Origin of the sequence: Streptomyces sp. NPDC002825, assembly GCF_040295385.1 — a bacterium.
In the GTDB taxonomy this organism is placed as follows: domain Bacteria; phylum Actinomycetota; class Actinomycetes; order Streptomycetales; family Streptomycetaceae; genus Streptomyces.
This window is the reverse complement of sequence record NZ_JBEOVH010000014.1, coordinates 107,013-119,363: the sequence shown is the minus strand read 5'-3', so window position 1 is coordinate 119,363 and position 12,351 is coordinate 107,013. Positions and strand designations below refer to the sequence as shown.

The window sequence follows — 12,351 nt, the reverse complement described above, 5'->3', positions numbered from 1 at the left end:
GCGGCGCTCCGGGTTGCCAGGAACGTAACAGGGATGAAAACGCGCCGAAAGACCTTGCGAGAACTTTCTGCAAGACTCGGCGATCGTTACATTCGCGTGTCCCGAAGGTTGCCGAAGGATCGCTTGACAGGGGCGGACGGCACCCTTTCCCGCACGAATGCCCCCGCAAGGCGCCCGCAAGGACTGCAAGAGCTTGCGCAAGGGTCGGGTCGTAACAGCCTGTGGTCCGGCGGTGGGCAATACGCGCCGTGACCGGTACAGTCCACGTTCATGACCGCGCGGCTCTCAGACATCGCAGCCCAGGCGGGGGTCAGTGAGGCCACAGTCAGCCGCGTGCTCAACGGCAAGCCGGGCGTGGCCGCCGCCACCCGCGAGTCCGTCCTTGCCGCGCTCGACGTGCTCGGCTACGAACGGCCCGTACGACTGCGCCAGCGCAGCGCGGGGCTCGTCGGCCTCATCACCCCCGAGCTGGACAACCCGATCTTCCCCGCCCTCGCCCAGGTCATCGGGCAGGCCCTGACCCGGCAGGGGTACACGCCGGTCCTCGCCACCCAGACCCCCGGCGGGTCCACCGAGGACGAGCTCACCGACATGCTGGTGGAGCGGGGCGTCGCCGGCATCATCTTCGTCTCCGGCCTGCACGCCGACACCACGGCCGACATGACGCGCTACGACCAGCTGCGCGGCAAGGGCGTCCCGTACGTCCTGCTCAACGGCTTCTCCCCCAAGGTCCAGGCGCCCTTCGTGTCGCCCGACGACCGGGCGGCGATGAAGCTGGCCGTGACGCACCTGGCCGCGCTCGGCCACACCCGGATCGGTCTCGCCGTCGGCCCGAAGCGGTTCGTGCCGGTGCTGCGCAAGATAGAGGGCTTCCAGCAGGGCATGCGGGAGCGGCTCGGTCTGGCCCCCGAGGAGTCCGAGGCGCTGATCCAGCACTCGCTGTACACCCTGGAGGGCGGCCAGGCGGCGGCAGGGGCACTGATCTCCCGCGGCTGCACGGCGGTCGTCTGTGCGAGCGACATGATGGCGCTGGGCGCGATCCGGGCGGCCCGGCAGCAGGGTCTGGACGTCCCCCGGGACGTCTCGGTCGTCGGTTTCGACGACTCTCCGCTCATAGCCTTCACCGATCCGCCGCTGACCACGATCCGGCAGCCCGTGCAGGCGATGGGGCAGGCCGCGGTCCGCGCGCTGCTCGAAGAAGTGGGGGGCACTCCGGCCCCGCACTCGGAGTTCGTCTTCATGCCTGAGCTGGTCGTTCGCGGCTCGACCGCGTCCGCTCCGGCGCCCGCGCGCACTCCTTCCTGAGGTGGAGCGGGTGCACCCCGAACCCGACCGAGGGATGATCGGTCGGGGGGACGGGATCTGGCAGACTCTCTCGCTATGGGTGAAACGACCGTGAAGAGCTTGGACAGCCGGACGACCCCGTCGTCACCCATCGTGGCCGACGAGGGCAGGTTCGCGCGGCTGCGCGCGCGCACGCCCCGGCGTCCGACGATCTGGTTCGAGGTCCTGCTCATCGCGGTCAGTTACTGGACGTACTCGCTGATCCGCAACGCCGTGCCCGAGCAGAAGGCGGAGGCGCTGCGGAACGCCGACTGGATCTGGAAGACCGAGGAGTCCCTCGGCCTCGCCTTCGAGCACGCCGTCAACCATGCCGTGAACTCGGTGACATGGCTGATCGTCTCGATGAACTACTACTACGCGACGCTGCACTTCGTCGTGACCATCGGTGTGCTGGTGTGGCTGTACCGCTGGCATCCGGGCCGTTACGCGGCGTTCCGTACCGTTCTGTTCGCCACCACCGGTGTGGCCCTGGTCGGTTACTACCTGTACCCGCTCGCGCCGCCGCGGCTGATGAACGGCCAGAACTTCGTCGACACGGTGCTCGTCCACCACACCTGGGGCTCGATGGCCTCGGGGAACCTCAAGCACGTGTCGAACCAGTACGCGGCGATGCCGTCGATGCACATCGGCTGGTCGCTCTGGTGCGGACTCACCATCTTCCTGCTCGCCCGGGCGCCCTGGGCGAGGATCCTCGGGCTGCTGTACCCGACGGCGACGCTCGTCGTCATCGTCGCCACGGCCAACCACTTCTGGATGGACGCGGTCGGCGGCATCATCTGCCTGTCCTTCGGTTTCGCGGTCTCGTACTTCTGGTACGGCTCCCGCCCGCACCGGCTGCCCAAACTGGTGGAGCCGGCGGCGTCGACCCCGCAGCGCAGCGGCCCGCCCCCGGTGAAGGGGACGGACCGCGTCGGGGAAGAGGCGGACGAGCAGGTCCGCTCCGGCAGGTGACCCTGCCGCCCGTCAGCGCCGGGTACGTGACCCTGCCACCGGTCCGCTCCGGCAGGTGACCCTGCCGCCCGTCAGCTCCTGTGCGTGATCCGGCCTCCCGCCACCGTGAGCCGCACCGGGGCCTCGGCCGTCTCGTCCGCCGGGGCCTGGGCCGGGTCCACGGCGAAGGCGGCGAGGTCGGCGCGGAAGCCCGGGGCGATCCGGCCCGCGACCGTCTCCTCCCCCGCGGCGACCGCCGCGTGCGTGGTCATCCCCTCCAGGGCCATCGGACCCGTGAGGCCGCGGTGGGCCGAGGCCGCGCCGCGCGGGGCCTGCGCGGTGGCGAGGACCTGCCGGGCGTCGTAGTGGGCGATGGGCCAGTCGGAGCCGAGCGCGAGGTGCGCGCCGGCGTCCCTCAGGTCGCGGCAGCGCCAGGCGCGGGCGGCTCGCTCCTCGCCGAGCCGCTTGGACCACTCGTCGGTGTGGTCGGCGCGGGTGTACGCGGTGTGCGGCGGCTGCATCGAGGCGACGACGCCGAGCGCGGCGAAGCGGCCGAGCTGGTCGTCGGGGACGGTCTCGATGTGCTCGATCCGGTGGCGGGGCCCATCCGTGCCGAGGGACGCGACGGTGTCGAGGACGTGCCGTACCGCCGCGTCGCCGATGGCGTGGGTGGCGGTGCCGACGCCGGCCCGGTGGAGGCGGCGTACGGCGGCGGTGTACGCGGCCGGGTCGGGCCAGAAGGCGTCGGTGCCCTGGCCGTGGCAGTCGGCGTGCTCCAGCCAGGCGGTGCCGCCCTCGACGGTGCCGTCCATGAAGAACTTCACGCCGCCGATCGCCCACAGGCGTCCGGCCCGCTCCTGGAGCCGTACGAATCCGTCGAGCTCCTCGGCGGTGGCGCCGGGCATGCACCAGGGCGCGAGGCGGAGGCGGACGGGCAGGTCGCCGTCCTCCTCGATGGCGGCGAGGAGCCCGGGGACGTCGTGTCCGCCGAGGTCCATGACGTGGGCGCCGGTGAGGCCGGTGGCGGCCATGGAGCCGAGCAGCTCGACGAGCCGGTCGCGGCGCTCGGCGTACGGCAGGGCGGGCAGGACCGGGGTCATCAGGTCCATGGCGGCGTGCTCGACGAGGTGTCCGGTGGGGCGGTCGCCGGCCTCGCAGACGATCTCGGAGTGCTGGGCGAAGGCGCGGGGTCCTTCGATGCCGGCCGCCTTGAGGGCGGTGGCGCTCGCGAGGGCGGAGTGTCCGTCGTAGAGGCGCAGGAAGGCGGGGGCTCCGTCGAGGACGTCCTCGATCAGGTCGCGGTGGACGGGGCGGCCGCCGAAGGCGTTGTGGTCGAGACCGAAGCCGATGATCCAGCCGTCGCGGCGTTCGGCGGCGCGGAGGGCGGCGCGGAGTCCTTCGAGGTCGGTGACGGCCGACAGGTCGGTCCCGGTGAACATCTCCAGGCCCCAGACGGGGTGGCTGTGGGCGTCGGTGAGGCCGGGGGTGAGGGTGGCGCCGCCGAGGTCGACCGTCTCGGTGCCGGGTCCCGCCCAGGTGCGGGCCTCGGCGTCGCTGCCGAGGGCGGTGATCAGTCCGCCGTGGACGGCGACGGCTGTGGCCCCGGTGAGCTCGGGGTCGCGGACGCGGGCGTTGACGAGGACGAGGTCGGGTGCGGACACGAGGGGTCTGCTCCTTCGGTGGCGGGTTCGGCGGCGAAGCGGGCGTAGGTCTCGGGGCGCGTGCGGCGGAGCCGGTACGCGAGGAGGAGCCCGAGGAGGAAGACGGCGGGGGTGAGGGAGACGAGCACGGTGTTGACGGTGGTCGAGGCCCCGGTGAAGAGGTCGACGTGGGCGGTGACCAGGCCGATCGCCCCGCCGAGCAGCAGGAACGCGGCGATGGGGGCGACGACTGTGCGGAGCACGCCCTCGGTGTGGTCGATCCGCCGGAAGAAGCAGGGCACGGCCAGCGCGGCGAGCAGCTGGAGGAGCATCAGGCCGATCATGCCGGGGGTGTTCACCCAGAGCAGCAGCTGCTGGTACGGGTCGGCCCCGGCGAGCGCGAAGGCGAGGACCACGACGGCGCCGAGCACGGTCTGGGCGGCTCCGGCCAGGTACGGGGAGCGGTGGCGGGGGTGGATCCGGCCGAGCGCCTTCGGGAGGACGCCCTCTTCGGAGAGGGCGAGGGTGTAGCGGTTGATGGCGTTGTGGAAGGCGAGGAGGGAGGCGAGGACGCTGGTGAGGATGAGCAGGTGCATCAGGTCGGCGGCCCAGGCTCCGACGTAGGTGGTGATGGCGGCGAAGAAGAGGCCGCCGGGGTCGTCGGCGGCGGCCTGGACGACCTTGTCCTCGCCGAAGGCCTGGATCACGGTCCAGACGATGAAGGCGTAGAAGAGGCCGAGGAAGGCGACCGCGATGTAGGTGGCGCGGGGGATGGTGCGGTCGGGGTTCCTGGCCTCGCGCCGGTAGATGACGGTGGACTCGAAGCCGGTGAAGGCGGCGAAGGCGAAGGCCAGGACGGCGGCGGTGCCGCCGGTGAGGACGTGGGCGGGGGCGAGGCCGCCGACGGAGAGGCCGTCGGCGCCGCCGTCGAGCAGGACGCCGCCGGCGAGGAGGACGAGGATGCCGGTCTCGGCGACGAGGAGGACGCCGAGGACCTTGGCGCCGAAGTCGATCGAGCGGTAGCCGCCGTACCAGATGAGCAGGAGCCCGGCGAGGGAGACGGGCAGCCAGGGGATGTGGTGGCCGAGGGCGGCGGCGGTGTCGGAGGTGGCGGAGCCGAGGAGTCCGTAGACGCCGATCTCCATGCCGTTGTAGCCGAGCATGGCGACGAGGGCGGCGGCGATGCCGACCGGCTTGCCGAGGCCGCGGGTGATGTACGCGTAGAAGGCCCCGGCGCTGCGGACGTGGCGGCTCATGGTGCTGAAGCCGACGGCGAAGACGGCGAGGGTGAGGCCGGCGAGGAGGTAGCCGACGGGGGCGCCGATGCCGCCGAGCAGGATGGCGACGGGGGCGACGCCGGCCATGACGGTGAGCGGGGCGGCGGCGGAGACGACGAAGAAGGAGATGTCGGCGGTGGTGAGGGTGCCGGTTCTCAGGCCTGGGGGCTCGTCGGAGGTGGGTGAGGACATGGCGGGGGAAGCCCTTCCGCGACAGGAAACCTAAAGGCTTTCGGTTTGCGCAATGTAGCCTCGGCCCCGACCGTTCGGGAAGACCCGACGGGCAACCGAACAGGGAGTGACGATTCATGGGCCGGCCGCGCAGACCCCTCCTCGACCGGGAGCGGATCACCACCACGGCGCTCGAGATCGTCGACGAGCTGGGCGAGTTCAGCGTCCCGCAGATCGCCAAGCGGCTCGGGGTGCAGACGGCCTCGGTCTACCACCACGTGGACGGCAGGGACGGCATCGTCGAGCTGCTGCGCGAGCGGGTGGCCGCCGCCATCGACGGCGCGACCCTCGACGAGGAGCCCTGGGACGCCGCCATGGCCGCCTGGGCCCGCTCCTACCGGGCGGCCTTCGCCGCGCACCCGCGTGCGATCCCGCTGCTCACCACGTCACCGGTGCGCGCGCCCAAGGTCCTCGGCCAGTACGAGCAGGCCGTCGGCCGCCTGCTCGACGCGGGGTTCGCCCTGCCGGACGTCATGCCGGTGATCATCGCCCTGGAGAACATCGTGCTCGGCTCGGCCCTCGACATGGCCGCCCCCGAGGCGATGTGGGAGCTGGCCGACGAGACGGCCACCCCCCGGCTGGCCCGCGCCCTCGGCGCGGCCACGGAGGGCCGCACCGACCAGGCCTTCGAGCTGGCCCTCACCGGCTATCTGAGCCATGTCCGGGGGCTGCTGGAATCGGATCAGCTGTAGGACTGGAGCTCGATCAAGTACCCCTCGGGGTCGCGGAGATGGGCGGTCCGCAGGCCGGGCCCCCACTCCGGGCGGTCGGTCGCGCCGAGCACGAGGACCCCGCCGGACTCCAGGCAGAGGGCGAGGGCCTTGTCCACGTCGGGCACCCGCAGCACGAGCATCGCGGCGTCCTGGGCCGGGCCCGGCGCGGCCGGGAGGGTCCCGGTGCCGAGGACGGAGGCCATCGCGCCGCGGTCGAACAGCACCAGGACGGTCCGGTCGTCCTCGGCCTCCCAGTTGGCGTACGGCCCGTCCGGAGCGCCCTTGTCGAGGCCGGCGCCGGTCAGCGGCGGCAGGACCGCCGCGTAGAACCGGAAGCAGTCGGCGAAGCGGCTGACGAGCAGGCGGGGGTACGGGACGTCCACGGCGGGCTCCTCGAAAAATAGTAGGTCCGCACCCACTATAGGAGCGGACCTTAGAATTAGGTCATGTCCTCCGCGCGATCCACCCCGCCTGCCTTGCTCGGCCTCAGCACCTATCTGCTCTCCCGGATCGGCAAGACGGCCCGGGGCAGACTGGCGGACCGGCTGGCCGAACGCGGCCTGCGCCTCTGGGACATGGCGGTCCTCGCCGCCCTCTCCGACTTCGGTCCGCACGCCCAGCGCGACCTCGTCGTCCGGCTCGGCGTCGACCCCAGCGACATGGCCAAGGTGGTCGAGCAGCTGGCCGGCGGCGGATACGTCGAGCGGGCCCGCGACCCCGAGGACCGCAGGCGCGTCTCCGTCACCCTCGCCCCCGCCGGCCGCGACCTCCTCGCGGAGCTCGACGCCGAGGCACGGGCCGTCCAGGACGCACTGCTCGCACCTCTGAGCACGGAGGAACGGGCCGTGCTCCAGGGCCTGTTGCTCCGGGTGCACGAGGGGCTCTAGGCCCCGTAGAAAAGCTCCTCCACGACGGCCCTGGCCCGGCGGGTGATGCGGCGGTAGTCGTCGACCATCTCGCCGACGTGACCCGACTCGTACCCCAAGTACCGCCCCACCGCAGCGAGTTCGCGCGGGTCGGAGGGGAAGGTGTCGCCGGGGCGGCCGCGGACCAGCATCACCGCGTTGCGCACCCGGGTGGCGAGGACCCAGGCCTCGTCGAGGGTCTGCGCCTCCTCCGTCGGGATCAGGCCCGCCGCGTGGGCGGCGGCCAGGGCCTCGCGGGTACGGGTCGTGCGCAGGCCCGGCTCGACCCAGCCGTGCCGCATCTGGAGCAGCTGGACCGTCCACTCGACGTCGCTCAGGCCGCCGCGCCCGAGCTTGGCGTGGAGGGTCGGGTCGGCGCCGCGCGGCAGCCGTTCGGACTCCATCCGGGCCTTGAGGCGGCGGATCTCGCGGACCGCGTCCTCACCGAGCCCCTCGGCCGGGTACCGCAGCGGGTCGACGAGTGCGACGAACCGGTCGGCCAGGTCCCGGTCTCCGGCCATGGGTTCGGCGCGCAGCAGCGCCTGGCTCTCCCAGACCAGCGACCAGCGGCGGTAGTAGGCCTCGTACGACTTGAGGGTGCGCACCAGGGGGCCACTCTTGCCCTCCGGGCGCAGATCCGCGTCGATCAGCAACGGCGGGTCGGCGGTGGGGAGTTGGAGGAGCCGTCGCATCTCGGCGACCACCCGGTTCGCGGCCTTGGCCGCCACCTGCTCGTCGACGCCCTCGCGCGGCTCGTGCACGAACAGCACGTCGGCGTCGGAGCCGTACCCGAGTTCGTGGCCGCCGAAGCGGCCCATGCCGATGACCGCGAACCGGGTCGGCAGCTCCTCGCCCCACTCGGCGCGCACGGCGGCCCGCAGGGCGCCGGCGATCGTCGCCGCGTTGAGGTCGGTGACGGCCTCGCCCACCCGGTCGACGAGGGAGCCCGGGTCCTGCTCGCGGGGGTTGTCCTCGGTGCCGTACGAGCCGATGAGGTCGGCCGCGGCGGTACGGAACAGCTCCCGGCGGCGCACCCCGCGGGCCGCGGCGACGGCCTGCTCGGCGTCGTCCGCGCGGCCCACCGCCGCCAGGACCTCCTGCTCCAGATGGTCCCGGCCGCGCGGCTTCAGACCCTCCGGGTCGCCGAGGATCGCGACGGCCTCGGGGGCGCGGAGCAGCAGGTCGGGGGCGAGGCGGCCGGCGGAGAGGACCCGCGCGAGGTTCTCGGCTGCGGCGCCCTCGTCGCGCAGGAGGCGCAGGTACCAGGGGGTCTTGCCGAGGGCGTCGGAGACCTTGCGGAAGCCGAGGAGTCCGGAGTCCGGGTCGGCCGAGTCGGCGAACCAGCCGAGCAGCACGGGGAGCAGGGTCCGCTGGATCGCGGCCTTGCGGGTGACCCCGGAGGCCAGGGCCTCCAGGTGGCGCAGGGCGGCGGCGGGGTCCGCGTATCCGAGGGCTTCGAGGCGCTGCCCGGCGGCCTTGGGGCTGAGCCGGATCTCGCCGGGGGCGAGCTGGGCGACGGCGTCGAGCAGCGGCCGGTAGAAGAGCTTCTCGTGCAGCCGGCGGACGACGGCCGCGTGCCGCTTCCACTCCTTGTTGAGGTCGGCGACCGGGTCGGTGCGCAGTCCGAGGGAGCGGCCGAGGCGGCGCAGATCGGCCTCGTCCTCGGGGACGAGGTGGGTGCGGCGCAGCCTGTACAGCTGGATGCGGTGCTCCATGGCCCGCAGGAAGCGGTACGCCTCGTCGAGCTGGGAGGCGTCGGCGCGGCCGACGTAGCCTCCGGCGGCGAGGGCGGCGAGCGCGTCGAGGGTGGTGCCGCTGTGCAGGCCGGCGTCGCTGCGGCCGTGCACGAGCTGGAGGAGCTGGACGGCGAACTCGACGTCCCTGAGGCCGCCGGGGCCGAGCTTGAGCTCGCGCTCGACCTGGGCGGCCGGGATGTTGTCGACGACGCGGCGGCGCATCTTCTGCACGTCGGCGACGAAGTTCTCGCGCTCGGCGGCCTGCCAGACGAGCGGGGAGACGGCGTCGATGTACTGGGCGCCGAGCTCCAGGTCGCCGGCGACCGCCCGCGCCTTGAGCAGGGCCTGGAACTCCCAGGTCTTCGCCCAGCGCTGGTAGTAGGCGAGGTGGGAGGAGAGGGTGCGGACGAGGGGGCCGTTGCGGCCCTCGGGTCGCAGATTGGCGTCGACCGGCCAGATGGTGCCCTCGACGGTGGTCTCGGAGCAGATCCTCATCAGATGGGAGGCGAGCCGGGTCGCGGCCTGGATCGCCTTGGCCTCGTCGGCGCCTTCCGCGGGCTCCCCCACGAAGATCACGTCCACGTCCGAGACGTAGTTCAGCTCGTGGCCGCCCGTCTTGCCCATCGCGATCACCGCGAGCCGGCACATGGCGGCGTCCGCGGGCGCGGCCGTGCGGGCGATGGCGAGGGCGGCGCGCAGGGTCGCCGTCGCCAGGTCGGCGAGCTCGGCGGCGGCCTGGGCGACGTCGGTGGTGCCGCACACGTCACGGGCGGCGATGGCGAGGAGGCAGCGGCGGTAGGCGACCCGCAGCGACACCGCGTCGGTGGCCTCGGCGAGCCCCTGCTCGAACTCGGCGACCCCCGGGTGCAGGTCGGCCGCCTCGTAGGTGACGAGGGACTCCCAGTCGCGGGGGTGCCGGGCCAGGTGGTCGGCGAGCGCCTCGGAGGCGCCGAGCACGCCGAGGAGCCGGTCGCGGAAGGGCTTCGCGGAGAGCAGCGTGGTGGTGAGGGTCTGCCGCTCGGTCTCGGGCTGTGCCTCGACGAGCCGGACCAGGCCGCGCAGGGCGAGGTCGGGGTCGGCGGTGGCGCCGAGGGCGTCGAGGAGGACGGGGTCGCCCTGGAGCGCGGAGAGCTCGGGCACGTCGAGGAGCCGTTCGGCACCCGAGGGGTCGGTGAACCCGTGCCGCAGCAGACGTGAGAACGTACTGCTCCTGCGTCCCGGCACCGTCATTCCGCCGCTCCCTCCAGGCACTGGAGACCGAGCCTATCGGGAGCGGCGGCCGGGGGCTTCCCCGCCTGCCGATCGCGCCGCATCACACGTGAGATCGCACACAAAGATCGCTTTACGGACGAATGAACCGTAAATCTGGAAGATCCGTCTAGATGTACGCGACGCCTCCGCAGGGTGTCGCGCCGCCGCGCCCTGCCCTGTCCTGTCTGCCCGCTCGCCCTACCCTGCCCCGCCCCGCCCCGCCCCGCCCGTCAGTGAAAGCGCACCGCCGATCATGCCTGTCCGCCCTCGCCGCCCCTCCCGCCGCAGAATCGTTTCGGCGGCTGTCGCGACCGTTCTCGTCGGCGGCACCTTCGCCGGACTCCTCTCGGTGACGACGGCGAAGCCCGAGGCACCCGAGGCGAAGGCACCGGCGAAGACCGGCTCCAGGCCGCACGCGAAGGCCTCCAACGAGCCGCACGCGAAGAACCCGGCGCCGCACTCCCCCGTCTCCGTCGTGCAGATCGTGGCCCACCCGGACGACGACCTGTTCTTCATGAACCCGGACGTCTCCCAGTCCCTGCGCTCCGGCAGCCCCCTGGCCGCCGTCTACCTCACCGCCGGCGAGTCCGACGGCGTCAACGCGCGCCCGAGCGACGCCCAGGGCCTCGCGCCCGACAAGGCGGGCTACGCCGAGGCCCGGCAGAACGGCATACGCGCCGCGTACGCCGAGATGGCGACGGGCAGCCGCGCCAGCGCCTGGGACCGGGAGGCGATACCCACGGCCGGCGGCGGGTGGGCCGAACTGGACATCCTGCGCGCCCGGCCACAGATCAAGCTGGTGTGGCTCCAGCTGCGCGAGGCGGGCTCCATCAACGGCGACCGCCCCGACAGCCTCCACGGCCTCTGGGACGGCCGGATCACCGCGCTCGGCTCGCAGCGCTCCGCCGGCACCCCGGTCGCCGCCGACTTCACGTACACGAAGGAGCAGGTCGTCGCCACGGTGACCGGGCTCCTGGAGCGGTTCCGGCCGACCTTCGTCCGGATGCAGGACCCCAGCCCCGGCACGTACCCCAAGAGCGGGGCCTACCGGGACCACCAGGACCACCTGTTCGGGGCGCGGTTCGCGCAGGCCGCGCTCGCCCGGTACGCGGAACTCCCCGGGCACCCGCACGTCGGCGTGCAGAACTACCTCGGCTACCCGACCAGCGCCCTGCCGCACACCCTCGACCCGGCGGCGGCCGACGCGAAGCTGAGGACCCTGAAGACCTACGCCTGGCTGGACGGCGTCCACGACTGCGGGACGGACGCGGGCTGCGGCGACCTGAAGGTGGCCGCGCGGCCCGCCGGGCGCGGCTGGACCCAGACCGTCCGCTACGCCCGGGGCACGTCCACCTCCTGGGTCCAGCGCGATCCGGCCGGCGGCCTCCACGCCTTCTCCGTCCTCGACGGGCGCCTCGCTGCCTGGCGGAAGCCCGCGGACGCCGTGGCCTGGCAGGGCCCGGTGCTGCTGCCCGGCGACGGCCTCGACAGCGGGGTCACCTCCGTGACCCTGCCCGACGGCCGGATAGCCGTCTTCGGCACCCGTACGACCTTCGGCGGCGCGGCGTCCGCCTACGGGCGCGAGGTCGTGACCACCGTCCAGTCGGCGCCGGGCGGAGGTTTCGGCTCCTGGCGCTCGCTCGGCACGCCCGAGCGCGACGACGCCGCCGGGACCTCCGACATCAGCGCACCCGCCGTCACCGTGGCCCCCGACGGCCGGTTCACCCTGATCCTGCGCGACAGCCGCCACCGGCTGACGGCCCGCGAGCAGCGGGCCGACGGCGGCTGGGGTCCGTGGCGGTCCCTGGGCGGCGCGGAGGTGTACGGCGACCCGGTGGCGGCGACGGACGCGAGCGGCCGCGGGTACGTCTTCGCCAGCACCCCGGACACCGTCCTCGCCTGGGCCCAGCGGAGCCCCGGCGGGCCGCTGACCGGACCGGCGCCCACCGGGCTGCCGACGACGACCCTCGCGCTGAGCGCGAGCGCGGCGCCGGACGGAGCGGGTGTACGGCTCTGGTTCCGCAAGCCGGCCTCCGGCGACCTGCGGAGCGCCGACTTCTCCGGTACCGGCCCGGTCTCCCCCGTCACCGAACTGTCCGGCACCGGCGTCGCCGGCTTCGGCCCGGTGAGCGGCGGCGACGGCCTGCTCGCGGTCCGCTCCCGCACCGGCTTCCTGGCGACGGCGCCGCACGGCCGGGCCGGGGCGCGGCCGGTCTGGACGCTGGAGAGGTTCCTGTTCTCCGGCGCGCCGGACGCCGGCACGGACGGGGTGGCGGCGATCGGCCTGGACGGCCGGCTGCACTGGACACCGGCGGGACGCTGAC

The 12,351-nt window shown here is 73.5% G+C and carries 9 protein-coding genes; 5 read left to right on the top strand and 4 right to left on the bottom strand.

Annotation, left to right across the window (positions count from 1 at the left end; translation table 11 throughout):
- Window positions 1-270: 270 nt before the first annotated feature.
- Window positions 271-1,305: a LacI family DNA-binding transcriptional regulator gene (locus ABT041_RS19820; RefSeq protein WP_351186106.1), complete on the top strand. Its 1,035-nt coding sequence runs from the start codon at window positions 271-273 to the stop codon at window positions 1,303-1,305.
- Window positions 1,306-1,380: 75 nt separating this feature from the next.
- The gene (locus ABT041_RS19815) at window positions 1,381-2,295 is read left to right on the top strand and encodes a phosphatase PAP2 family protein (protein ID WP_351186103.1); all 915 of its coding nucleotides are present in this window, start codon (window positions 1,381-1,383) and stop codon (window positions 2,293-2,295) included.
- Between the two features lie 71 nt (window positions 2,296-2,366).
- On the opposite strand, the gene ABT041_RS19810 is transcribed toward ABT041_RS19815, so the two are convergent.
- Together ABT041_RS19810 and ABT041_RS19805 are read right to left on the bottom strand one after the other, a co-directional pair.
- Window positions 2,367-3,935, bottom strand: coding sequence for an amidohydrolase (locus ABT041_RS19810; protein WP_351186101.1), 1,569 nt, complete (start codon window positions 3,933-3,935; stop codon window positions 2,367-2,369).
- Window positions 3,845-5,383: an APC family permease gene (locus ABT041_RS19805; RefSeq protein WP_351186099.1), complete on the bottom strand. Its 1,539-nt coding sequence runs from the start codon at window positions 5,381-5,383 to the stop codon at window positions 3,845-3,847. Before ABT041_RS19805 ends, ABT041_RS19810 begins: the two co-directional genes overlap by 91 nt.
- Before the next feature lie 116 nt (window positions 5,384-5,499).
- Here ABT041_RS19805 and ABT041_RS19800 point away from each other — a divergent pair, with 116 nt between their 5' ends.
- Entirely contained in the window at window positions 5,500-6,114 is a 615-nt protein-coding gene (locus tag ABT041_RS19800) for a TetR/AcrR family transcriptional regulator (protein WP_351186097.1), read from the top strand.
- Here the strand turns inward: ABT041_RS19800 and ABT041_RS19795 are convergent.
- Complete coding sequence (locus ABT041_RS19795; protein WP_351186095.1) at window positions 6,105-6,518, bottom strand: VOC family protein; 414 nt, start codon at window positions 6,516-6,518, stop codon at window positions 6,105-6,107. The two genes, ABT041_RS19800 and ABT041_RS19795, sit on opposite strands and share 10 nt — an antisense overlap.
- A gap of 63 nt (window positions 6,519-6,581) precedes the next feature.
- Here ABT041_RS19795 and ABT041_RS19790 point away from each other — a divergent pair, with 63 nt between their 5' ends.
- On the top strand, window positions 6,582-7,022 hold the full coding sequence (locus ABT041_RS19790) for a MarR family winged helix-turn-helix transcriptional regulator (RefSeq protein ID WP_351186093.1): 441 nt from the start codon (window positions 6,582-6,584) through the stop codon (window positions 7,020-7,022).
- Here the strand turns inward: ABT041_RS19790 and ABT041_RS19785 are convergent.
- A complete protein-coding gene (locus ABT041_RS19785; RefSeq protein WP_351186091.1) occupies window positions 7,019-10,006 on the bottom strand; it encodes a bifunctional [glutamine synthetase] adenylyltransferase/[glutamine synthetase]-adenylyl-L-tyrosine phosphorylase in 2,988 nt (995 codons plus the stop codon). The two genes, ABT041_RS19790 and ABT041_RS19785, sit on opposite strands and share 4 nt — an antisense overlap.
- A 274-nt stretch (window positions 10,007-10,280) precedes the next feature.
- Here ABT041_RS19785 and ABT041_RS19780 point away from each other — a divergent pair, with 274 nt between their 5' ends.
- Window positions 10,281-12,350 (top strand): PIG-L family deacetylase, encoded by a 2,070-nt coding sequence (locus ABT041_RS19780; RefSeq protein WP_351186089.1) that lies wholly within the window; start codon window positions 10,281-10,283, stop codon window positions 12,348-12,350.
- The last annotated feature ends 1 nt before the right edge of the window (window position 12,351 follow it).